Consider the following 20,348-nt stretch of genomic DNA (forward strand, 5'->3'; position numbering starts at 1 on the left):
GTGAAGGAGAGCCCAGGGAAGGAAGACGCAGGGCGGGAGATCCGCCGTCGGCAGACGTGACGGGCGGTGGGAAGGGCCCGCGGGGCGGGGACGATCCGCATCGGGGAGCGCCGGCCGACAACCGGTCACCGGTCACCGGTCACCGGTGACCGCGTCCGTCCCGCGGCCGGCACTCCCCCTCCCCCGGCGACCTGGTGCGGATCACCGGGGCTTCCCTGCGGTTCGGCCCCGTGCCCGAACGGAAGGGGTCAGGCGGTGGCGCGCAGCGGAGCGAGCGCCTTGCTCCAGGCGACGACCTCGTCGAGGAGGGTGTTCACCGCGGGAAGGTTGTAGTCGCCCGGCTTGAAGACGCTGAAGTTCTCGAACTCGGTCATCAGCGAGAGCACGACCTGCTGGCGGACGTCGGCCATCTTGAGCTCGCCGGCGATCAGCCGCAGGTGCTCGACGGCGCGGGCGCCACCGGCCGAGCCGTACGAGACGAAGCCGACGGCCTTGTTGTTCCACTCGGCGAAGAGGTAGTCGATCGCGTTCTTCAGCACGCCGGAGGTGCTGTGGTTGTACTCCGGCGTGACGATCACGAAGCCGTCGAACGACGCGATCTTGGCAGCCCACCGCTTGGTGTGCTCCTGCTGGTACTGGCCGAGGGACGCCGGGATCGCCTCGTCCAGGTGCGGCAGCGGGTAGTCGGCCAGGTCGACCAGCTCGAACTCGGCGTCGTCGCGGCGCGCGGCGATGTCGAACACCCACTTGGCGACCTGCTCGCCGTTACGGCCGGGGCGGGTGCTGCCGATGATGATCCCGATGCGGGCCATGAGGAAGTCTCCTGCACACTCGTGGCGGCCGGCCGGAACCGACCTCGTATTTGCCGCGACAAGCAAACAGGGTGGTACTTGCTTTGTCAAGCAAGTAGGGTGGGGCCGTGACGACCGAGGAGCCGCCCCGGCAGGGCCCGCTGACCGCCGACGAGGAGGCCTTCCTCCGCGCCTTCGCCCGGACGATCCTCACCGTCCCCCGGGCCCTCGACGCGGACCTGCTGCGCGACCAGGGCATGTCGATGAGCGAGTACACCGCGCTCCGGCTCCTCTCCGAGGCACCCGACCGACGGCTGCGGATGAACGACCTGGCCGTCGCGGGCGCCCTGTCGCTCAGCGGAATGAGCCGGATCGTCGACCGCCTGGAGGAACAGGGCCTGGTCCGCCGGCAACGCTGCCCGAACGACCGGCGCGGCTACCACGCCGTGCTCACCGACGCCGGCTTCGACCGGCTGCGCCAGGCCTGGCCGGCCCACCTGGCGAGCGTACGACGGCACGTCTTCGACCACCTGCGCACGTCGGACCTGCCCGCCTTCACCGCCGCCCTCCAGCGCTTCGCGGCCGACGTCCCCTGCCCCGAGACGTCGCACCCGAACCGCACCCCCACCCCCTGCCCCTCTCCCCCGCCCCTCCCGCCCCGCCCGACGCCCCGCCCACTCCGTCGATGATGGAGTTGTGGCGCCTCGTTTGTGGCGATTGCGAGTTTTGGGTGGTGCCCGAAGTCCATGATCGACGGGAGCGGGGGTGGCCCCGGACGACTGGGCGGGTGGGCGTCAGATTCGGTAGAAGCCCCGGTAGCGGCGGATCAGCCGCCACTGGAGCACCACCGCGGCGACGGTCAGCATGATCATCACCAGGGTCGCCGCCGCCGCGTAGCCGTACCGGAGGTACTCGAAGGCGTTGCGGTAGACGAAGAGCGACAGGTAGGTGGTGGCGTACGGGGGCGGTCCGCCGTCAGTCACCACGAACGCGGGGACGAAGGAGAACTGGAGACTGCCGATCGCGTCCCGGACCAGCAGCAGCCCCAGCACCGGAGCCATCAGCGGCAGCGTGATCCGGCGGAACACGTCCCAGCCGGTGGCGTCCTCGATCGCGGCCATCTCGTACACGTCGGCGGGCAACGCCCGGCGGGCGGCGAGCAGCACCACGAAGGTCTCCCCGATGGTGAACAGGCTCATCAGGACGATCGCCGCACGCGCGTCCGTCGGGTCGGTGAGCCACTGCGGCGGGGTCCGGCCGAACACGGTCAGCCCGTTCTCCCCACCGAGCCGGAGCACCTGGTTGATCGGGCCGTAGAGCGGGTTGAGCAGCCAGAGCCAGAGCAGCCCGTACGCGATCTCCGGCACCGCCGTGGGCAGCACGGCCGCGGTGCGGGCCGAGCCGACGGCGGGGCCGCGCCGGTGCAGCAGCAGCGCCAGCCCCAGCGCCAGCGCCAGCCGCAGCGGCACCGCCACCAGGGCGAAGACCAGCGAGTTGGTCAGCGAGACCCAGAACACCGGGTCGTCGACCAACTCGGTGAAGTTGTCCCACCCGACGAAGCGCGGCGCGCGCAGCAGGTCGTACTCGGTGAACGCGAGGACCAGGGTGACCGCCGCGGGCAGCAGCACCAGGCCGACCAGACCGACCAGGTACGGCACCAGCATCAGCCGCAACTGCCGACGGGAGCGGGTGTCGGGGTTCACGCCGGGTCGACCCGTCGCCCGGAGGTGGCGTCGAAGACGTGCACGTCCGGCCAGCGCACGGTGACCCGGACGGCGGCGCCGGGCGCGGGACGCCGGGCCGCCGGGACGCGGGCCACCACCGGGTGTCCGCCCGGCACGGTCAGGTACGCGTAGGCGTCCTCGCCGATCACCTCGACCCGGTCGACCACCGCCGCGCCACCGTCGCCGGTCGACGCCAGATCGGCCAGGCCGACCGCCTCGGGACGGAAGCCGAGCCGCGTGTCACCGCCCACTCCCGGTGGCGGGTCGCCGGTCGGGGTGAGCGCGTCGGCGGGCAGCAGGTTCATCGCCGGGGAGCCGACGAACCGGGCCACGAACACGCTCGCCGGGCGGTGCCAGATCTCGTCCGGGGTGCCCACCTGCTCGACCCGGCCGTCCCGGAGCACCGCGATCCGGTCGGCGAGCACCAACGCCTCGGTCTGGTCGTGGGTGACGTGCACCATGGTCGCGCCGAGCCGGTCGTGCAGGGCCCGCAGCTCGGCCCGCATCTCCACCCGCAGCGCCTGGTCGAGGTTGGACAACGGCTCGTCGAGCAGGAACACGTCCGGTTCCCGGACCAGGGCACGGGCCAGCGCCACCCGCTGCCGTTCCCCGCCGGAGAGCTGCCCGGGACGGCGGCCGAGCAGGTCGGCACAGCCCACCGTCTCGGCCGCCGCCCGGGCCCGGTCCCGGGCGGCGGCCCGGGGCACGTCGCGCACCTCCAGGCCGAAGGCGATGTTCTCCGCGACCGTCAGGTGCGGGAAGAGGGCATAGGACTGGAACACCATGGAGACGTTGCGCCGCCCCGGCCGCAGGGCGGTGACGTCCCGACCGGCGATCAGCACCCGCCCGCCGGTGACCGGTTCCAGTCCGGCCACCACCCGCAGCACCGTGGACTTGCCCGCGCCGGAGGGGCCGAGCACCACCAGCAGTTCCCCGCGCGCCACCGCCAGGTCGACGGCGTGCAGCACCTCCGTGCCCCGGTACGCGGCCGAGACGCCGGCCAGGGCGACACCCGTCGCGCTCACCCCTGCTCGCCCCGGGCGAAGATCGGCCGGGTCTCGGTGTCGAGCTGACGGATCACGTCGTCGAGGCGGTCGCCCCGGAACATGGCGTTCTCCAGGATGCCGTAGCTGACGTCCTCGATCTCCGGCCAGGTGGAGACGGTGGGCAGGGCCCGGACGGTGGGAATGGCGTCCAGGAAGACCTTCGCGTTGCGTGGCGGCTTCGTCGGGTCGAGGAACGCCGGCGAGTTGGCCACCTCGACGTGCGACGGGACGGTACGCCCGGTCGCCGCGATGATCCGCTGCCCCTCCTCGGCGATGGCGAACTCCAGGAAGCGCCACGCGGCAGCCTTGTTCTTCGCTCCGGTCGGCATGCAGTACGCGTCGGAGTGCAGCACGCCGACCGGTTTGCCGTACACCGGCAGCGGGGCGACGTCCCAATCGAAGCCGGTGACGGTACGGAAGTTCGTGGTCGCCCGCCGGGAGGTCATCAGCATGGCGAGCCGTCCGTTGGCGAAGCGGGACTCGTCGTCCTCGGCCTCCACCTCCTCGTCGGTGGGCGTCACGCCGTACGCCTGGCGCAGGTCGACCAGGTTCTTGAGCGCCTCCCGGGCGGCCGGTCCTTCGAGGGTCAGCCGGGTCGGCTTCGCCGGGTCGTCGACGATCTCGCCGCCGGCCGACCAGACGAACGGGGCGAGCCGGATGATCGACGGTTCGACGCCGAGCCCGTGCACCGTCGGCCGCAGGGCCGCTCCCTCGCTCTCGGTGCCCTTGACCACCGTCCCGTTGGCGTCGCGGGTCATCATGGTGGCCGTGCCGACCAGGTCGTTCCAGGTCCAGCCCGCCTTCGGCTCGGGCACGCCGTACTTCGTGAACAGCGTCCGGTTGTAGTAGACGGCGAGACTGGAGACGTTCTGCGGCAGGCAGAGCTGCTTGCCGTCCCACTTGAAGGCGTCCATCGCGACCGGGTAGTAGTCGGCCGGATCGAGCTCCTGGGAACCGGCGATCCGGTCGTCGAGCGGTTCGATGACGCCCTTGGCGGCGAACTGGCCGTAGAAGCGGTAGTTCATCAGGAACAGGTCCGGCGGCGCGCCCCCGGCGACCGAGGTGGAGAGCCGCGCCAGCAGGTCCTTGCGGTCGCTGGCCTCGACGAGCTGGACATCCGCGTCCGGGTGCTTCTTCTCGTACGCCCCGATCAGGGTGCGGTAGGCGGCGAGTTCCTCCGGCGCGCCGAAGACGAGCAGTCGCACCGGCCCGCCCTCGGACGGGTCGGAGCCGGAGCCGCACCCGGTGGTGAGCAGCAGGGCGGACAGCAGCAGCGCGAGCAGCGCCTTCGGTCGCATCATCGTCCGTTCCGGTCGGGGGTGTGCAGGAAACGCCGCTGGGCGAGCACGAACACCACAAGCGCCGGCACCGTGGCGACGACCGCGCCGGCCAGGAAGACCGGGAAGTTCGTCGGGTCCAGCACCGACAGCGAGCGCAACGCCAGCGGCAGGGTGAACAGGTCACGGTCGTAGACGTAGACCAGCGGGTCGAGGAAGTTGGACCAGGTGAGCACGAAGGTCAGCGCGGTCAGGCCGGCGGTCACCGGGCGGACCAGCGGCAACGCGACGCGCCACCAGGTCCGTACCGGGCTCAGGTCCTCCACCAGGCAGGCGTCGTACAACTCCGCCGGCAGTGCCCGGAACGCCAGGTAGTAGACCAGGACGTAGAGCGGCGAGGTGCCCACGAGCGCCGGGGCGACCAGCGGGACCAGGGTGTCGGTGAGCCCGAGCACCCGGAAGATCGCGAAGCGGGGCACCAGCAGCGCGGTCGCGGGCACCATCAGCGCCACCAGGGACGCGACGACCACGGCACCGGTGGTACGCGGGGCGAGCCGGGCCATCGCGAAGCCGGCCAGCGAGGCCACCAGCACGCTCAGCGGCACGGCGACCACCGCGACCAGGACCGAGTTGAGCGAGGCCCGCAGCAACCCGCCCAGCTCGACGGCCTGCTCGTAGCCGACCGTGGCCAGCGGGTCCGGCACCAACTGGGGCGTGGGCGACGGGGGCAGGCCGGGCTGGGTCAGCGAGCCCGAGACCAGCAGCACCAGGGGCGGCACGAAGACCAGGAGGACGAAGGCGGCGCCGAGGGTGCGCCAGACACGCAGCGCACCCTCGGGCAGCGGTGAGGGGCCGCGTCCGCGGCCCCTCACCCGGTTGTCACCGATGATCGTCCACCGCCTAGCGGAGGGTGAGCTGCCAGGCGCCGAGCCCGTGCGAGGCGGCGTAGAGGATCCGCTTGCCGGGCACGACGGTCAGCCCGGCGACCTCCACGTTCGGCATGCCGGCGGCGGCCGGGGTCCAGCTCGTGCCGCCCCGGGCCAGCCGCAGCACACCGAAGTCGGTGGACGCGTACAGGTCGCCGGTCACGTCGTCGCGAACCAGGTCGGTGGCCGGCTGGTCGCCGAAGTCGTACGACCGGTCCGCCCAGGTGGCCCCGGAACCGGCCACGGTCACCTCGAACAGGTGCCCCGGCGTGCTCGGCGTGTTCGATCCGAAGCCGCTGTAGGAGATCCACATCCGGTTCGGGTTCGCCGGGTCGACGTGGATGCTGGTGACGAAGCGGTTCGGGGTGTTCGCCGTGTCGATCCGGGTCCAGGTCACCGCCGACGCCGGCTCGGCGTCCACGTTGTGGCTGACGAACACCCGGCCGGTGCTGGTGGCCGCGTACGCGGTCGACGAGTTGCCGGCGACCCGCTCGACTACCGAGACCGCGCCGCCGGCCCGGTCGCCCCAGGCGGCGTCGGTGAGCCGGGTGGTGCCCAGCTCCGCCCAGTCACCGCACTGCGCCTCGTACGTGCCGGTCCAGGTGTTGCAGATCCGGTTCGCCTCCTCGACGGTCCGGTCGCCCAGGCCGAAGGTCTTGGTGCGGTAGACCGTGCGCCCGGTGCCGGCGAACATGGTGCCGCTGACCTTCGGGTCGCTGATCACCGGGGCGTAGAAGAGCGTGCCCGGGTGGCCGAAGATCGGGTCGGAGACCGAGATCCAGCTACCGATGTCCCCGCCCGCGAAGTTCACCTCGGGGGTGGCGTCGTAGAAGGTGTGGAACCGGAACTCGGGCTTGCCGACGTCGAAGCCGGAGGCGCCACCGTCACCGATCATCGTGTTGACCCACTGCTTGCGCTGGCCCTTGTTCTCCCAGGTGCCGTTGTCTTGGGTGCCGCCCTGCAACAGGGTGTGGTCGTGCGGGCTCACCGAGAGGCTGATGTACTGCAACGTCGTCATGCCCTTGTTGATCCCCTCGATCTTCGTGGGAATCCGGGAGAGCATCTGCTGACACCGGGCCTTCTGCGCGTCGGTGACCAGGCCACGGTCCGGGTTGTCGCACCACGCCGAACGGTCCACGAACTGGCCGCTGGAACGCACCAGGCCGCCGTCGCCGGCCTCGAAGAACTGGTACGGATTGCGCGGATTGGTGACGAGCGCGTGCTGGTCGGGGTGCATGCCGTTGGGGTGCAGCTCGTCGGTGCCGTCGTAGGTCATGTCGGTGCCGCTGACCCCGGCGTCGGTGGAGAGGACCACCGCGCGCTTGTTCGCCACGGTCTCGCCGTAGACGTACGACCCGCCGGTGTAGACGATGTCCGGGTGCCCCTTGGGGGTGTGCACGAAGACGTCGTACCAGCACTGGCCGGTGCACTGGTTGTAGGTGGCGTAGCCCGGGTCGGCCGGGTTGGAGCTGGTCAGGTCGGTGAAGGTCGGGGTCGCGCCGGCCACGTCGTCGCTGCGGAACAGCCGCGAGTACGGGTTGCCGATGTTGCCTTCGTAGACGTACATCCGGGTCTTGCCGTTCGGCAGCGCGGTGACGTCGATCGCGGCGCGCGTCTGGAAGACGGCCCGGTTCAGCGACTCCTTGATCTGCGTCCAGGTGGTGCCGCCGTCCGGCGAGCGCCAGACGCCCCGGGCGTACGAGGAGGCGTAGACGACCTGCGGGTCACGCGGGTCGAGCTTGACGTAGCGGACCCCGCGCGGCGAGCAGGCGGTGGTGTTGTTGTACTCGGCGGCGTTGCCGGTGCACTCGGTGGCGTTGGCCGAGCCGTTGTGCAGGAACGTCCACCGTTTGCCGCCGTCGGTGGACTTGTAGAGGCCCCACTTGGCGGCGTCCGGCACCGGACGGGTCACCCCGGTGCAGCAGGAGCTGGACATGCCACGCAGCGCGGTGGTGGTGGCGACGTAGAGGGTCTTCGGGTCGCCCGGCTTGATGGTGATCTCGCCGATGCCCTTGCCGGCGAGGGAGTCCTTGCCGAACGGGCCCTGCCAGGTGAGACCCCCGTTGGTGGACTTGTACAGGCCGACGCCCGCGACGCAGCCGGAGGCGCAGGTGTTCGCCTCGCCGGTGCCGACGTAGACGGTCAGACCGGTCGGGTCGTTGCGGTCGATGACGACCGCGCCGGCGGCGTTGATGCCGAGCGGGCCGCCGAGGTAGATCCAGTTGGGCTGGGGGGCGAGGATGTTCAGCGTGCCCCACACGCCGCCGCCGGCCGGGGTGGCGTACGCGCGGCACAGCAGCGGCTTGCAGTCCGGGGCGATGTCGATGGAGGTGACCCGGCCACCGGCGACGTACTCGTTCGGCACGTAGTTCCACGCGTTGCGGAACTCGGTGAACGGGTAGAGCGCCTCGCTGGGGCCGATGTTGGTCCACCGGCTGGTGGGACCGCCCCGCGCCGCGCCGCCGCGCCGCTCGGCCCGGGCGTACGCGTCCCGCGAGCGGTCCATCTGGGCGACGGTGATCCCGGCGGCCGGGTAGGCCCGCTCCAGGAACTCCTGCTGGGCGGCGTACCCGGGGCCTTCGGGCGCCATGCCGGTGTTGCCCGGCACGGACTGGTGCAGCCGCTGGAGGTGGGCGCCCAGCCGGCCGGGCATCTCCCCACCGACCGGGGCGGCCGCCGGTGCGACCTCGGCGCCGGCGAGGTGGATGCCCGCGGCGCCGGTCGTGGCTACCAGGGCCGCGACCGCGAGTCCTACGAAGAGGTGGCGACGTCTGCGCTTCACGAGGGGTCCCTCCTGCCGCCCGGGTCCGGCGCCGGATTGGCGACCGCCACTGGCAGCGTCCGGTGTGGAGGATCTCAGAGCGGATCTCGGCAGACAATCCCCCGGCCGGTGGCCCTGCCCCGGCGGCCCGTCGACGATCCGTCCCGCGCAGGTGGGAGTAGGTGTGGTGGCCGGGGGTACGGGTAGCGCATGCCAAACCGTTATGAAAACTATCCCCGGATCGCGGTCGTCACCGGCGGCGACTCCGGCATCGGTCGGGCCTGCGCCGCCGCCCTGGCCGGGGCCGGCTTCGACATCGGCGTCACCTGGTACTCCGACGCCGAGGGGGCGGAACGCACCGCCGAGGAGGTACGCGCGGCCGGCCGCCGGGCCGAGACCGCCCACCTGGACCTCACCCGGTTACCGCAGGCGGCGTCGGTCGTCGACGAGTTGGCCGACCGGCTCGGTGGGATCGGGGTGCTGGTCAACAACGCCGGGACCGGTGCGTCCACACCCTTCGTGGACACCGCGTGGGAACAGTGGCGGGAGGTGCTCGCGGTCGACCTGGACGGACCGTTCCTCTGTGGTCAACGGGCGGCGCGGCGGATGCGGGCCGCCGGACGCGGTGGGCGGATCGTCAACATCACCAGCGTGCACGAACACGCGCCCCGGGTCGGCTCGGCGGCGTACTGCGCGGCCAAGGGCGGGTTGGGGTTGCTGACGAAGGTGATGGCGCAGGAACTGGCAGCGGACGGGATCACCGTCAACGCGGTCGCCCCGGGCGAGATCGCCACTCCGATGACCGGGCAGGAGGACGTCGACCCGTTCACCCGGGAGCGTCCCGGCGTGCCGGTGGGGCGGCCGGGGGACGCCCGGGAGGTCGCGGCGGTGGTGGCGCTGCTCGCCTCCCCGGCCGCGGCGTACGTCACCGGGGCGTCCTGGCCGGTGGACGGCGGAATGCTGATGATGGGGCCACAGGCCGGATCCCATCTGCCCTCGGACGAGTGGCGGTCCGGGTGACCGGAGACCCGGGGCAGGCCGACGCCTCCTCTGTCGGCCTGCCCCGGGGGATCGGGACGCCCGGGTCCGACCATAAAGCTCTTTCCGGCTTGCGAATGAATCGTTCCGGTAACGGCCGGATCGGTTGTCGTATATCGGCAACGATTCGATATCGCCGCCGGCACCGTCGAATTACGATGCGATTCCGTTGTCAGCCGAATGGTCAATTATCGCGGCACGACAGACGTACGGGACGCCTTCGGCGGCACGTCCGGTGGTTTCCGGGCCGGCCCGACGGGAACCCGCCCCGCAAGGCCGTCACGGGTGGCGTCGCACGGTCGACGCACCCGTCGAGTGGACGGAGGGTGAGATGAGCGACGACGTACCACGGGTGGCCCGGTCCCGCGCCGACCACCTGCCCGGCGAGACCGCCGGCGGCCGGGTCGACGCGACGGGGGTGCGACCGGGCCGGACCGGCGACTCCCGCGAGTCTGGTCCCCGACGCGGCAGCGGCACGGTGACCGGTGTCGAGGACATGCCCCGCAGCGACCTCGACCTGGGCGACGAGGCGACCGACGGTCGGGCCGCCGAGGAGGCGATCGGCGCCCGGCCCGGCGAGGACCACACCGAGATCGACGACCGGCGGCAACGCTGACGGCGACCGCCCGGCGGACCGGTCGGTGGGTCGACGTTTGCGCCGCGACGGCGCGGGCAGGAGTGCGGTATGGGCACCGATGAGCACACAGATCGCGCGGCCACCGACGAACCGGACGGCGCCACCGCGTACGAGGCGTCGCTCCGACCGCCGGGCGAATCGCTGCGGAGCACCGACGACACCGGCGACGACCTCGGCGGGCCGGCGCCCGACGAGGGGCAGCCGGCGACCACGACCAGCCGGGCCGGCTACGACGTCGACGACGTCTCCGGCAGCGCCGACCCGGCGCGGTACGAGTAGCCGGCCACGGTCGGCACCGGGATCCCGGGCGGGCTCAGCGTGAACCGTCGCGCGACGCCGCCCTGGCCTCGGTCATGCCCCGGTTGGCCAGCGCGTCGGCCCGCTCGTTCTCCGGGTGCCCGCTGTGCCCCTTCACCCAGTGCCAGGTCACCTCGTGTCGACCGCAGGCGGTTTCCAGCCGCTGCCACAGGTCGGCGTTCTTGACCGGCTGGCGGGCGGCGGTAAGCCACCCGTTGCGCTTCCACGAGGCCAGCCAGCCGGTGATGCCGTTCCGGACGTAGGTGCTGTCGGTGTGGATCCGTACGGTGACCGCGCGGGTGAGACTCTCCAGGGCCTGGATGGCGGCCATCAACTCCATCCGGTTGTTGGTCGTCGCGGTCGCCTCACCCCCGCTGATCTCCCGTTCGTGCGCCCCGTAGCGCAGCACCGCGCCCCAGCCGCCCGGCCCCGGGTTTCCGCTGCACGCCCCGTCGGTCCAGATCTCCACGACCCGGCCGGTCGTCGCCCCGCCCGGGTCGACCGTCGTCTCCACCATGCCCGGCAACCTACCGTCCGTCCGCCGGACCGACGCCCGGTGTCCGACGGGACGGGCCGCTCGGACAGAATGGCCCGGTGGGCGGGCGTGGCGCGGAGCGGAAGACGACGGACACCTCGGCGTGCCCGTGCGGCACGGGACGCGGCTACGGCGAGTGCTGCGCACCGCTGCACCGCGCCGAGACCAGCGCGGCGACGGCCGAGGCCCTCATGCGGTCCCGGTTCTCCGCCTTCGCCGTCGGCGACGTCGGCCACCTGCTCCGCAGCTGGCATCCCCGCACCCGGCCAGCCGAACTGAACCTCGACCCCCGGCTGCGGTGGACCCGGCTCGAAGTGCTCGCGACCGACGGTGGCGGCCTCTTCGACACCACCGGCACGGTGGAGTTCCGGGCCCACTACCGGCACCGGGGCCGCCCCGGCACGCTGCACGAACGCAGCCGGTTCCGCCGCGAGGACGGGGCGTGGGTCTACCTCGACGGGCAGACCGACGACGGCTGACCCGACCGGCACCGGCGCTCAGCGGGCCGGGCCGCCCCGGTGGTACAAGGGGACCTCGCCGTCGGCGGCGATCACCCGGGTCCACCGCTCCCGTTCCGCCTCGGCCTGGCGGCACATGGCCCGGGTCAACGACTCGGGCAGGACCACGTCCCGCACCTCGACCCGCTCGACCAGCACGCCCCAGGGCCGCCCGGACGGCCCGTCGACGGCCGCGCCCAGTGCGGCGTTGACCCGCTCCCGGTCGCCGATCACGGTGTCGAGATCCACCCCGCCGAGCACCGACCGCAGGGCGGTCCGCACCACCTGGAGCAGAGCCGACGGGTAGTCGTACACGTCCACCAGCGCCTTCACCGGGTCGACCACCCGGTGCCGCACGACCACGTCGACGGTGAGGGGCACGTTGTCCCGGGTGATCGCGCTTTGCGCGGGGACCTGGGTCAGCACGGTCTGCACGCTCACCCGGACCATCTGGTCGGCGACCGGCACGATCAGGTGCAGGCCGGGCTGACGGATCCGGTCGTGCACCCGCCCGAAGCGGAAGACGACACCCCGCTGGTGCTGCTGCACCACCCGGACGCTCGCCACCAGCAGGACCGTCACTCCGACGACGACGACCAGGCCGATGATGGCGACTCCCATGTCCCCTCCGGTTCCGGCAGGCCCCACTCCCCCGGGCCGGCGGTTACCCGGTGCGCCGCCGGCCACTCCTGCCGCCCGGCGGCCGGGGGGTCACCGGCGGTTCCTGCTCCGGGATCGGGTACGGCGACGGGGGCGGCGGTTGCCGGTGCGCAGACGGCCCCACAGCGCGAGAGCCCAGGCGACGGAGGCGAGGGCGGCGGCGTTACGCGGCTCGTCCCATCCCGCCCAGGCGTTCCGGCCGAGCCACCACAGGAAGGCCCACAGCGACAGCCACAGCCCGGCCCACCCGGCGACGGTGGTCCGGTGTCTCGTCCACCAGCGGACGAGCTGCGACGGGGGCGCGGTGCGGCGAGCGGGACGTGGGCTGGCTGCTCGGGGTGCCCGTGGGCTGGCTGCTCGGGGTGCCCGTTGACGGGGCACTCGCACGTTGCGCTGAGGCTGCATCCAGCCTGGGTCTCGGGCCTGCCGTTGGAGGACGGCCCGGCCGGGCGGAATCCGACCCGGGTTCGCCAGGTTGCCGTCGACGTTGTACAGCGGCAGCTCCGTCTCGATGGCTCTGCGCTCGGCGGCCAGCACGGAGGTCTTGTCCGAAAAGGTGACGGGGTCGACCTCCCAGGCCATGATGGTGTCGGCCCACGGCTGCTGGTAGATGTGCTCCATCAGCCGCTGGAACGGCAGCCGGCCGGTTTCGCCGATGTATCCGAGGGCACGTCCACCGGTCTCGGGATGGCGCACCCAGAACCTGTAGAGGGCACAGTCACGCTGACCGGAGACGGTCGAGGCGGAACGATCGGGCATCAGGCGGCCACCTTCCCGTTGTCGACAAACACATACTGACCGTGACCACCGAATCACACCACCTGTACGTCTCCGCCAGCTCGTCGAGCAGGCGTGGGCGCCTGCGCCTTCCTGGTCACCCCGGCAGTCCCCCCTGTCCAGCGACCGGCACGCGGCTCTCCCACGTGGAGAAGCCGCCCGACCCGGTGGGTGGGCGGCTTCGGTGGTGCGACCAGAGGTTGGCGGGTGCGGGTATAGCTGCCGCCCGGCTGGTGGCGGTGTAGCCGGCTGTGCCGCGCTCCCGCTCGGACCGGTGATCAAGCTCGCAACACCCCCGGTGCGCGCGGGGTTTAGCTTTGGTGGAGGTGGTGAACCATCAGGTGGACGTCGACGAGAGGGGTACCCGTGCCCAGCGCCTCCCACAACTATCCCAGCCAGCAGGTCGGCCTGCCCGAAAACGTGACCGATCCGCTGCTGTGGCGGCTCGGCTTCGACGTGGCGCGTGCCCACGAACTCGACGCGTCCGGCCGGTGCGGGAACCTCGGCTGCCCCGACGAGCCCGGACCGTGCCCGGCCCTGCGTCAGGCGGAACGGGCGATGCGGCTGGCCCAGCAGGACACCCTCCGGGAGTCCTCCCCGGCCGACGACTCCTCCTCCGACGAGGTGCGGATGCCCCAGCGGGTGCCGGGGTCAGGACTACGGGCGGCCTGACCTGTCAGGGCGGCCTGCCCCGCCCCGGGGGCGGTTCGCCGGGCACCCGAAGACGACTCTGCGATCGTGGGGCATTCGTGACCAGATACAGACTGATTCGGCCCGGTTCCCCGGCGGCCGGGTGAGGACCGCCCCGGCCGCCGGGGAACCGGGAACTCAGTGGGCCGCCAGCGTTCCGCTGATCTCGTTCGGAGTCGCGGCCAGTTCCACCGAGCCGACGAGCTTGCCGGTGGTGAGGTCGAGCCGGTGCACCTTCTTGGTGGCGGGCTCGGTGACGTAGGCGGCGTCACCCCGGACGAACAGGGCCGGGCGCGGCTGCTGCCAGTCCATCGGCTCCTTCCAGGCAGCGACCACGGGCCATGCGTTGGTGATCTTCCCGGCGACGGGGTCGATCACGTGCAACTTGCCGTCGGTGCCGAGGATCAGGCCCTCACCCTTGGGGCCGCGGGCCAGTGAGCGGAAGCTGTAGCTGACGCCCTCAGGCATCGGCACCACCTTGAGCGAGTTCGCGGCGGTGTCGATCAGCGCGAACTGCTCGGGGAACTCACGCTCCGCGTCCGGTTCGATCTTGTAGTCGCCGAGCAGGACGGCCGAGGCGTCGCTGCCGACCTGGGTGCCGACGGCACCGTACGCGCGGTCGCTCTTGACCTTGACGAAGGCCCCGTCCTTGAACAGCAGGACCCCGTCCTTGCAGCCGAACCCGACGACCTCGCCCTGGGCGACGGCTTCACCGTGGACGCCGGGGCACTCCTCGCTGCGGGCGATCTCCTTGCCGTCCCGGTCGAGCGCGATCGCGCCGGGACGAGACTCCTCGGTGCCGAGAGTGACCACGAGGGTGCCGTCGCCCAGCTCGACCGCTACGCCGTGGTGCGGCTGGGCGGTCTTGTACTGGCGTCCGGCGGGCTTGCCGTCGACGAGGTCCTTCGGGTCGAAGCTGTGCACCTCGCCGGTTCCGTCGGTGAACAGGATGGTGCGGTCGCCGTGCAGCACGACGTGGCCGGGCTTCGCGCCGGGGTAGGTGATGTCGGTCATCCTGCCGGCGACGGCGTCGAGCACCTGGAAGCCGGCCTCGGTCGAGACGAAGACACCCGTGTCGTTGCCGGCCGGGTTCACCCGGTTGAACCCGTCGAGGGCGACGGTGTGCGCCACCTGCAAGGTCTCGCCGTCGAGCACATAGATGCCGCCCTCGTAGGTGACCGCCACCGGCTTTTTCACCGAGGCACTGGTGGACGACGCGGAGGGGGACGCACTCTCATCCTTCGTCTCGGACGCGCAGGCGGTGAGCGCCAGCGAGGCGACCAGCAGCGCGGCCAGACCATGACTTCTGCGTCGAGTCACCACTACTTCCTCTCATAGAACTGGAAATCATTTTCGATAAAGGTACGGGGGGATGCCCGGACGGGTGCCACCGGGGGTCAGCCGCTCAGGCCGCCGATGATCGCCTCAGAGTTGAAGCGCATCATGTCCAGGTAGGTGGAGGCGTCGCCGTCCACGTCGCTCAGTGATTCCGAGTACAGCCCGACGACCCGTACCGTGATGCCGGCCTCGGCGGCGAGGACCTCGGCGATGCGCGCGGGTTGGGCGGTGTCGGCGAAGATGGCCGGCACCTGGTGGGTCTTGATGGCAGTGACCAGCGAGGCGAGGTCGGAGGCGCTCGGCGACGCCAGGGTCGTCCCGCTCGGGATGATCGCGCCGACGACCGTGAGGTCGTAGCGTTCGGCGAGGTAGCCGAAGACGTGGTGGTTGGTGACCAGGACCCGGCGCTTCGCCGGGATACCGGCGAAGCGCTCGGCCAGCTTCGCGTCGAACTCGCTCACTTCGCCCGTGTACGAGTCGGCACGCTGACGGACGACGTCGGCGTCCACGCCGTCGACATGCGTGATGATCTCGTCGGTCAGCAGCCGCACGGCGGTGACGACGCGTGCCGGATCGGTCCAGAAGTGCGGATCGGGAAGCCCAACGGCGTCGCCGTCCCGGTACGTCAACGGATCGATCCTCGCACCCACCTCGACGGTGGGGGTGCCCTCGGATCTCGCGGCCGACACATGGTGCAGCACGCCCTCCTCAAGCCCGAGACCGTTGTAGACGAGCAGGTCGGCCGTCTGCATGGCGTGCGCCTCCCGTGCCGAGACGGCGAACGAGTGCGGGTCGGCGTTCGGCTTCATGAGCACGCTGACCTCGGCCTGGTCGCCGACGATCTCCGCGACGACGTCGCCGAGGATGTTCGTGGTCACCACGATGCGCGCCCGGTCCGGCGAGGTGCAGGCGGTTCCACCGGCCAGCAGGACAACCGCGGCGGCGAGCGCCGTCAGGAGTTTCGGTGCCCTCATCGGCCGACCTCCACGACAAGATCCGGTCGCCCGGCCACCCGTAGGGTGCGGGCCGTGCGCAGGCCGTCGCGGTAGTCGATCTCATGGATGATCCGGGCGGCCGGCTCGGCCAGGTAGGCACGATCGGCATCGAGCGTCAGGTTCGAGGCCGACACGGATTTCTGCGCGAGGAGCTTTCCGGTCGCGAGGTCGTAGCTGATCAGCGTGCCGGACGTGTCGATGGCGAGCACCGTGCTGCCGTCCGCCGGTGACGCCGCCGCCACCAGCGCGCGCCCGGTGGCCGGGAGGTACCGCAGGGTGGCCTTGGCGGCGTTCACGGACCAGATTCCGGCGCGATCAGCGACCGCGGCCTCGTTGCTGCGCGGGCGGTACCCGAACGTGCCCGCCGAGACCGGGGTGCGTGGGCTGCCCAGTACCGTGGCGGTGAGTTTCTCGCCCTCGATCTTGACGCGTACGAGATTGCCCTCGCAGGCGATGACCGCGCCGCCGCGCAGGACCGCCCAGCCGCGCGGCGCCGGGCACGGAACCTCCAAGGCACCGGTCGGTTCGCCCCGCTCGTTCATGGCGGTGATGCGGTTCGCCGGCCGGGCCGGATCGTCGCCGACGGCGACGAGGAGCTGGCCCGCGTACGGCACGGCCAGCGCCGTCGAGCTGCTGGAGTCGATCGTGGCCAGGGTGGCGACCTTGCCCGCTTCGAGTTCGCGGCGGTCGAGCACGGTGACTTTCCCGTCGGCGGTACCGATGGTGGTGTGGGCCTCGAAGCCCGCGACCGTCGTGATCGGGGCGTCGAGCGTCAGGGCGCCGACCGGGCGGGCCGGCGCACGGTAGTAGTGGACGTGGTCGGTGTGGTCCACCGTCCACACCCCGACGTCGACGATGTCGAGTCTGCGCTGGCCGTCGCCGACGTACACGAAACGGCCGTCCTCGGTGACCCGCTCGGCGCCATGCGACAGGCTGATCTCCCGCTCCGACGCGGTGGCCAGGTCGAGCAGGTGCAGCCGCCGTGCACCGCGGGTCGCGTACGCGATGGCCGGCTGTGCCTCGGACAACTCCTCGGCGCCGGCGACGTAGCCGTGTGGTTTCTCTTCGGCGGCTTGTTGTTCGTTCGTCGAACCGCACGCGGACATCGCGAGCGTGATGCTCAGGGCGGCAGTGCAGGCGAGGCGCCTGACGCTGGTGATGATCACGAACTTCCTTCCAGCGAGGGGACAGCGGGGGGCGAGGGAGCCGCCGACCGCCGACGCAGCACCGCGGTCGTGACCCGGCGTACCCCGAGGATCACGAAGAAGATCAGTACGGCGACAGCGGCGATCGTGGCGCCGGCGGCGGTCGCGGCGTACCAGGAGATCCAGAGGCCGATCACGGTGGCGGCCGAGCCGATCACGAAGCTGGTCAGCATCAGGGCGGGCAGCCGTCGCGCCACGAGCATGGCCGCCGCCGACGGTGCGATCAGCATGCCGAAGGCGAGCAGGGTGCCGACGACGCTGAAGGCGACCGCCATCGTGATGGTGAGCAGCGCCAGCATCACCGCGTTGGCGAGACCCGGGCGCAGACCGAGCGTCCGGGCCTTGCGCGCGTCGAAGGTCAGGGCGAGGAACGGCCGGTGACACGCGGCGGAGACCGCCGCGACCACGGCGACGGCGGCGCCCAGCATCAGCAGGTCGGGCCAGCGGATCGCCAGCACGTCGCCGAAGAGGAAGGCCGTCAGGTCGGTCGCGAACGACCGCGAGTGCGACACGACGATGACCCCGACCGACAGCATCCCGACGAACAGCAGCCCGATGCTGGTGTCCCGCCCGAACTCGCGGCTGTGCCGCAGGGCGTTGACACCGACCGCCATGGCGAACGCGCTGGCGGCAGCCCCGACGACGAGGTTGCCGCCGAGGATCGACGCGATCGCGACTCCCGGCAGCATGCCGTGGCTCATCGCCTCCCCGAGGAAGGTCATTCCACGCGCGATCACCCACACGCCGACCAGCGCGCACACCGCGGCCAGCAGCACGCCGCCGACGAGCGCACGGACGACGAAGGACACGGTGAACGGTTCGACCAGGGACGGCATCACTCGGCCGACTATACTGAAACTGAAAACGACTACCATTAAGGGGGGCGGGTTGAGCCTCGACGTCCTGGCCGCCGAGCACGTCGGCTTCCGATACGCCGGCATCCCCGTACTGCACGACGTGAACCTGCGCGTCGAATCCGGGTCCATGCTGGCCCTGACCGGCGCGAACGGCTCCGGCAAGAGCACGCTCCTACACCTGCTGGCAGGTGTCGAGGAACCGACCGAAGGCAGCGTCCGCCGCCGACCGGGGGCTCGCCTCGCCCTGCTACCCCAGCGCACCAGCGACATCGACGCCCTTCCGCTGACCGTCGCCGAATGCGTGCAGATCGGACGCTTCACGCTGCGCCGCCGCCTCAGCCGCGACGATCGCGCCTCCGTGGCGCGGATCATGCAACGGCTGGACATCGCCCACCTGGCCCGCCGGCGGCTCCGCGAACTGTCCGGCGGCCAGCGGCAGCGCACCCTCGTCGCGCAGGCGCTCGTCCAGGACGCCGACATCTACGTCCTGGACGAGCCGACAGCCGCCCTCGACACCCGCAACCGGCAGCATGTCCACGAACTGCTCGCCGAACGCGTCCTCACCGGTGCGGCGGTGGTCATCGCCAGCCACGACCCTGCCGAGGCCGCGCTCGCCGAGCGCACCGTACGCCTCGAGGCCGCCACGCCGAATGCCGTCGCCACGCTGTCGGTCGACACGGATGAGCGCCGAGCGGAGTCATCGACCCCCTCGTCCGCAGGGGCGGGGGTCCAGGACCTCAGGGCGTGACCGTCGGGTTCGTCATCGCCCCTGCCCGGCGACTGGACCCGCGACTCGCCACCGAAGGTCTCCGGAAGGGTTCCTGCTGGTCGTCGGGCCGCCCACCGGAGACCTCGCGGTCCATCCATCCCCGACACGCCGACGCCGGGTCAGGCGATCTCCACTTCGAAACAGGTACTAGCGCTGCCGACGGCCCGGCAATATTCTCCATCTCGCGCGAGGGTTGTGGAGTTCCTTTACATGCCTCGTGCCGTCACCGGCTGCGAGGGAGATGCCCATGTACTTCGACAACCCCGAACTGGACCGCCGGACACTGTTCCGGGCCGGCCTCGGCGCGGCAGCGGTCGCCGTGGTCGGGAGCGAACTCGCGCTGCCGGCCGCCGCGCAGGCCGCTCCCGGCGACGACCTGGACTGGATCCTCGGCTGCGACGAGTGGGGCGCCCGCCCGCCCAAGGACCCGCTGGTGGTCAGCGCCATCCCCACCAACAAGATCATCGTCCACCACATGGCCTACCCGAACACCCCGGACTTCTCCCAGGAGCAGGCCATCCGGCTGGCCAAGAGCTGCCAGGACCTGCACATGGACGGCAACGGCTGGTCCGACACCGGCCAGCACTTCACCGTCAGCCGGGGCGGGTACGTCCTGGAGGGACGGCGCGGCAGCCTGGACACCCTGCGGGCCGGTGAGCGACAGATGGTCTCCGCCCACTGCCCGGGCGAGAACGGCCGGTCCATCGGCATCGAGAACGAGGGCACCTACGTCACCGAGACGCCCCCGCAGGCGCTGCTCGACTCCCTCGTGAAGCTCTGCACCGCGATCTGCCAGCGGTACGGGCTGCACGCCCACGACATCTTCGGCCACTGGGACTTCCGCGCCACCCTCTGCCCCGGGGCGATGTTCTACCGCGAGTTCCCCACCCTGCGCCGGCGGGTCTTCACCGCGCTCGGCACCGACCTGGCCGACGTGCCGGCCCGGCGGTGGCCGGACATCTGGCGGTTCGTCGGCGGGCCGGTGGTCCGGGTCGCGCAGTACCTGCTCGGCCACCGGGGCTACCCGGTCACGGTCACCGGCACCTTCGACGCCGCCACCGTGGCCGCCGTGCAGGACTGGCAGGCCCGCAACGGCATCCCGGTCGACGTCGACGCCACCCTGACCGGCCCGACCTGGGAGACCCTCGCCCCGGAACTGGGCCGGGACGCGACCGGCCTGCCGATCAGCGCGGTGCAGTACATCCTCAACGTCAAGGGGTACGCCGACGTCACCGTCACCGGCGAGTACGACTGGGTGACCAAGAAGGCGCTCCAGGACCTCCAGCGACTGCACGGCCTGCCCAGCCACGGCAAGGTCGACACCGGCACCTGGTGCGCGGTGGTCGGCGGCGTCGTCCGCCAGTCCTTCCGGCAGGGCTGACCGGCCGACGCCCGACCCGTCCCGGACCGGCATGACCGGCCCGGGGCGGCCTCGGTCCTGCCGGGCGGCCCTGGAGCGCCCGTCCGGCGGTGGGGGAACGCCCGGCGGTGGACGGGACGCAGACGTCCGCCGCCGGGCACGCACCGA

General features: G+C 71.7%; 20 protein-coding genes and 1 pseudogene. 8 read left to right on the forward strand and 13 right to left on the reverse strand.

All coding sequences use genetic code 11. The annotated features are described in order from the left end of the window. Nucleotides 1–248: 248 nt before the first annotated feature. The gene (locus GA0070618_RS29905) at nt 249–812 is read right to left on the reverse strand and encodes an NADPH-dependent FMN reductase (protein WP_088984618.1); all 564 of its coding nucleotides are present in this window, start codon (nt 810–812) and stop codon (nt 249–251) included. 107 nt (nt 813–919) lie between these two features. Here GA0070618_RS29905 and GA0070618_RS29910 point away from each other — a divergent pair, with 107 nt between their 5' ends. After that, entirely contained in the window at nt 920–1,480 is a 561-nt protein-coding gene (locus tag GA0070618_RS29910) for a MarR family winged helix-turn-helix transcriptional regulator (RefSeq protein WP_088984619.1), read from the forward strand. 105 nt (nt 1,481–1,585) lie between these two features. Here the strand turns inward: GA0070618_RS29910 and GA0070618_RS29915 are convergent, their stop codons facing one another. Genes GA0070618_RS29915 through GA0070618_RS29935 form a run of 5 tightly spaced genes read right to left on the reverse strand, consistent with a single transcriptional unit; the run spans nt 1,586 to nt 8,546 of the window. Then, entirely contained in the window at nt 1,586–2,455 is an 870-nt protein-coding gene (locus GA0070618_RS29915) for a carbohydrate ABC transporter permease (protein ID WP_088985942.1), read from the reverse strand. Between the two features lie 35 nt (nt 2,456–2,490). Further along, nucleotides 2,491–3,540 carry an ABC transporter ATP-binding protein gene (locus GA0070618_RS29920; RefSeq protein WP_088984620.1) on the reverse strand — a complete coding sequence of 350 codons (1,050 nt, stop codon included), beginning with the start codon at nt 3,538–3,540 and terminating at the stop codon, nt 2,491–2,493. Next, nucleotides 3,537–4,862, reverse strand: coding sequence for an ABC transporter substrate-binding protein (locus GA0070618_RS29925; RefSeq protein WP_088984621.1), 1,326 nt, complete (start codon nt 4,860–4,862; stop codon nt 3,537–3,539). Before GA0070618_RS29925 ends, GA0070618_RS29920 begins: the two co-directional genes overlap by 4 nt. Further along, nucleotides 4,859–5,710 (reverse strand): carbohydrate ABC transporter permease, encoded by an 852-nt coding sequence (locus GA0070618_RS29930; protein WP_088984622.1) that lies wholly within the window; start codon nt 5,708–5,710, stop codon nt 4,859–4,861. Before GA0070618_RS29930 ends, GA0070618_RS29925 begins: the two co-directional genes overlap by 4 nt. A gap of 28 nt (nt 5,711–5,738) precedes the next feature. Next, the gene (locus GA0070618_RS29935; protein ID WP_088984623.1) at nt 5,739–8,546 is read right to left on the reverse strand and encodes a beta propeller repeat protein; all 2,808 of its coding nucleotides are present in this window, start codon (nt 8,544–8,546) and stop codon (nt 5,739–5,741) included. Between the two features lie 189 nt (nt 8,547–8,735). Here GA0070618_RS29935 and GA0070618_RS29940 point away from each other — a divergent pair, with 189 nt between their 5' ends. From GA0070618_RS29940 to GA0070618_RS29950, 3 genes are all read left to right on the forward strand, one after another. Next, nucleotides 8,736–9,545, forward strand: a complete 810-nt coding sequence (locus tag GA0070618_RS29940; RefSeq protein WP_088984624.1) for an SDR family oxidoreductase — start codon at nt 8,736–8,738, stop codon at nt 9,543–9,545. A gap of 349 nt (nt 9,546–9,894) precedes the next feature. Then, on the forward strand, nt 9,895–10,179 hold the full coding sequence (locus tag GA0070618_RS29945; RefSeq protein WP_088984625.1) for a hypothetical protein: 285 nt from the start codon (nt 9,895–9,897) through the stop codon (nt 10,177–10,179). A gap of 69 nt (nt 10,180–10,248) precedes the next feature. After that, nucleotides 10,249–10,479, forward strand: coding sequence for a hypothetical protein (locus tag GA0070618_RS29950; protein ID WP_088984626.1), 231 nt, complete (start codon nt 10,249–10,251; stop codon nt 10,477–10,479). A 34-nt stretch (nt 10,480–10,513) separates the two neighbouring features. Here GA0070618_RS29950 and rnhA read toward each other — a convergent pair whose 3' ends face one another. Next, complete coding sequence (gene rnhA / locus GA0070618_RS29955; protein ID WP_088984627.1) at nt 10,514–11,014, reverse strand: ribonuclease HI; 501 nt, start codon at nt 11,012–11,014, stop codon at nt 10,514–10,516. Nucleotides 11,015–11,091: 77 nt separating this feature from the next. On the opposite strand from rnhA, the gene GA0070618_RS29960 reads away from it, so the two are divergent. Then, the gene (locus tag GA0070618_RS29960; RefSeq protein ID WP_088984628.1) at nt 11,092–11,511 is read left to right on the forward strand and encodes a YchJ family protein; all 420 of its coding nucleotides are present in this window, start codon (nt 11,092–11,094) and stop codon (nt 11,509–11,511) included. Between the two features lie 54 nt (nt 11,512–11,565). Here the strand turns inward: GA0070618_RS29960 and GA0070618_RS29965 are convergent. Beyond that, nucleotides 11,566–12,150: pseudogene (locus GA0070618_RS29965) on the reverse strand (SPFH domain-containing protein); the annotation flags it as partial. Nucleotides 12,151–12,240: 90 nt separating this feature from the next. After that, nucleotides 12,241–12,948 (reverse strand): hypothetical protein, encoded by a 708-nt coding sequence (locus tag GA0070618_RS29970; RefSeq protein WP_088984630.1) that lies wholly within the window; start codon nt 12,946–12,948, stop codon nt 12,241–12,243. A gap of 384 nt (nt 12,949–13,332) precedes the next feature. Between GA0070618_RS29970 and GA0070618_RS29975 the strand changes: the two genes are divergently transcribed. Continuing rightward, entirely contained in the window at nt 13,333–13,638 is a 306-nt protein-coding gene (locus tag GA0070618_RS29975; RefSeq protein WP_088984631.1) for a hypothetical protein, read from the forward strand. Nucleotides 13,639–13,794: 156 nt separating this feature from the next. Here GA0070618_RS29975 and aztD read toward each other — a convergent pair whose 3' ends face one another. The 4 genes from aztD to aztB all read right to left on the reverse strand — a co-directional run bounded on the left by aztD (nt 13,795) and on the right by aztB (nt 18,030). After that, nucleotides 13,795–14,976 (reverse strand): zinc metallochaperone AztD, encoded by a 1,182-nt coding sequence (gene aztD / locus GA0070618_RS29980; RefSeq protein ID WP_088985943.1) that lies wholly within the window; start codon nt 14,974–14,976, stop codon nt 13,795–13,797. A 77-nt stretch (nt 14,977–15,053) separates the two neighbouring features. Next, on the reverse strand, nt 15,054–15,968 hold the full coding sequence (gene aztC / locus GA0070618_RS29985; protein WP_088984632.1) for a zinc ABC transporter substrate-binding protein AztC: 915 nt from the start codon (nt 15,966–15,968) through the stop codon (nt 15,054–15,056). Further along, complete coding sequence (locus GA0070618_RS29990; RefSeq protein ID WP_088984633.1) at nt 15,965–17,155, reverse strand: PQQ-binding-like beta-propeller repeat protein; 1,191 nt, start codon at nt 17,153–17,155, stop codon at nt 15,965–15,967. Before GA0070618_RS29990 ends, aztC begins: the two co-directional genes overlap by 4 nt. Then, nucleotides 17,152–18,030 (reverse strand): zinc ABC transporter permease AztB, encoded by an 879-nt coding sequence (aztB, locus tag GA0070618_RS29995; RefSeq protein WP_088984634.1) that lies wholly within the window; start codon nt 18,028–18,030, stop codon nt 17,152–17,154. The genes GA0070618_RS29990 and aztB overlap by 4 nt, the downstream gene beginning before the upstream one ends. Between aztB and aztA the strand changes: the two genes are divergently transcribed. Together aztA and GA0070618_RS30005 are read left to right on the forward strand one after the other, a co-directional pair. Further along, nucleotides 18,005–18,799 carry a zinc ABC transporter ATP-binding protein AztA gene (gene aztA / locus GA0070618_RS30000; protein ID WP_231931516.1) on the forward strand — a complete coding sequence of 265 codons (795 nt, stop codon included), beginning with the start codon at nt 18,005–18,007 and terminating at the stop codon, nt 18,797–18,799. The two genes, aztB and aztA, sit on opposite strands and share 26 nt — an antisense overlap. Before the next feature lie 268 nt (nt 18,800–19,067). Beyond that, entirely contained in the window at nt 19,068–20,201 is a 1,134-nt protein-coding gene (locus tag GA0070618_RS30005) for a peptidoglycan recognition protein family protein (protein WP_088984636.1), read from the forward strand. Nucleotides 20,202–20,348: the final 147 nt, after the last annotated feature.

The organism is Micromonospora echinospora (genome assembly GCF_900091495.1).
GTDB lineage: Bacteria > Actinomycetota > Actinomycetes > Mycobacteriales > Micromonosporaceae > Micromonospora > Micromonospora echinospora.

Bases quoted from the DNA above. Each gene is read 5' to 3' on its own strand.
- GA0070618_RS29905 (WP_088984618.1), bottom strand. From the start codon at position 812: ATGGCCCGCATCGGGATCATCATCGGCAGCACCCGCCCCGGCCGTAAC.
- GA0070618_RS29915 (WP_088985942.1), bottom strand. From the start codon at position 2,455: ATGCTGGTGCCGTACCTGGTCGGTCTGGTCGGCCTGGTGCTGCTGCCC.
- GA0070618_RS29925 (WP_088984621.1), bottom strand. From the start codon at position 4,862: ATGATGCGACCGAAGGCGCTGCTCGCGCTGCTGCTGTCCGCCCTGCTG.
- GA0070618_RS29940 (WP_088984624.1), top strand. From the start codon at position 8,736: ATGCCAAACCGTTATGAAAACTATCCCCGGATCGCGGTCGTCACCGGC.
- GA0070618_RS29945 (WP_088984625.1), top strand. From the start codon at position 9,895: ATGAGCGACGACGTACCACGGGTGGCCCGGTCCCGCGCCGACCACCTG.
- GA0070618_RS29950 (WP_088984626.1), top strand. From the start codon at position 10,249: ATGGGCACCGATGAGCACACAGATCGCGCGGCCACCGACGAACCGGAC.
- rnhA (WP_088984627.1), bottom strand. From the start codon at position 11,014: ATGGTGGAGACGACGGTCGACCCGGGCGGGGCGACGACCGGCCGGGTC.
- GA0070618_RS29970 (WP_088984630.1), bottom strand. From the start codon at position 12,948: ATGCCCGATCGTTCCGCCTCGACCGTCTCCGGTCAGCGTGACTGTGCC.
- aztC (WP_088984632.1), bottom strand. From the start codon at position 15,968: ATGAGGGCACCGAAACTCCTGACGGCGCTCGCCGCCGCGGTTGTCCTG.
- aztB (WP_088984634.1), bottom strand. From the start codon at position 18,030: ATGCCGTCCCTGGTCGAACCGTTCACCGTGTCCTTCGTCGTCCGTGCG.
- GA0070618_RS30005 (WP_088984636.1), top strand. From the start codon at position 19,068: ATGTACTTCGACAACCCCGAACTGGACCGCCGGACACTGTTCCGGGCC.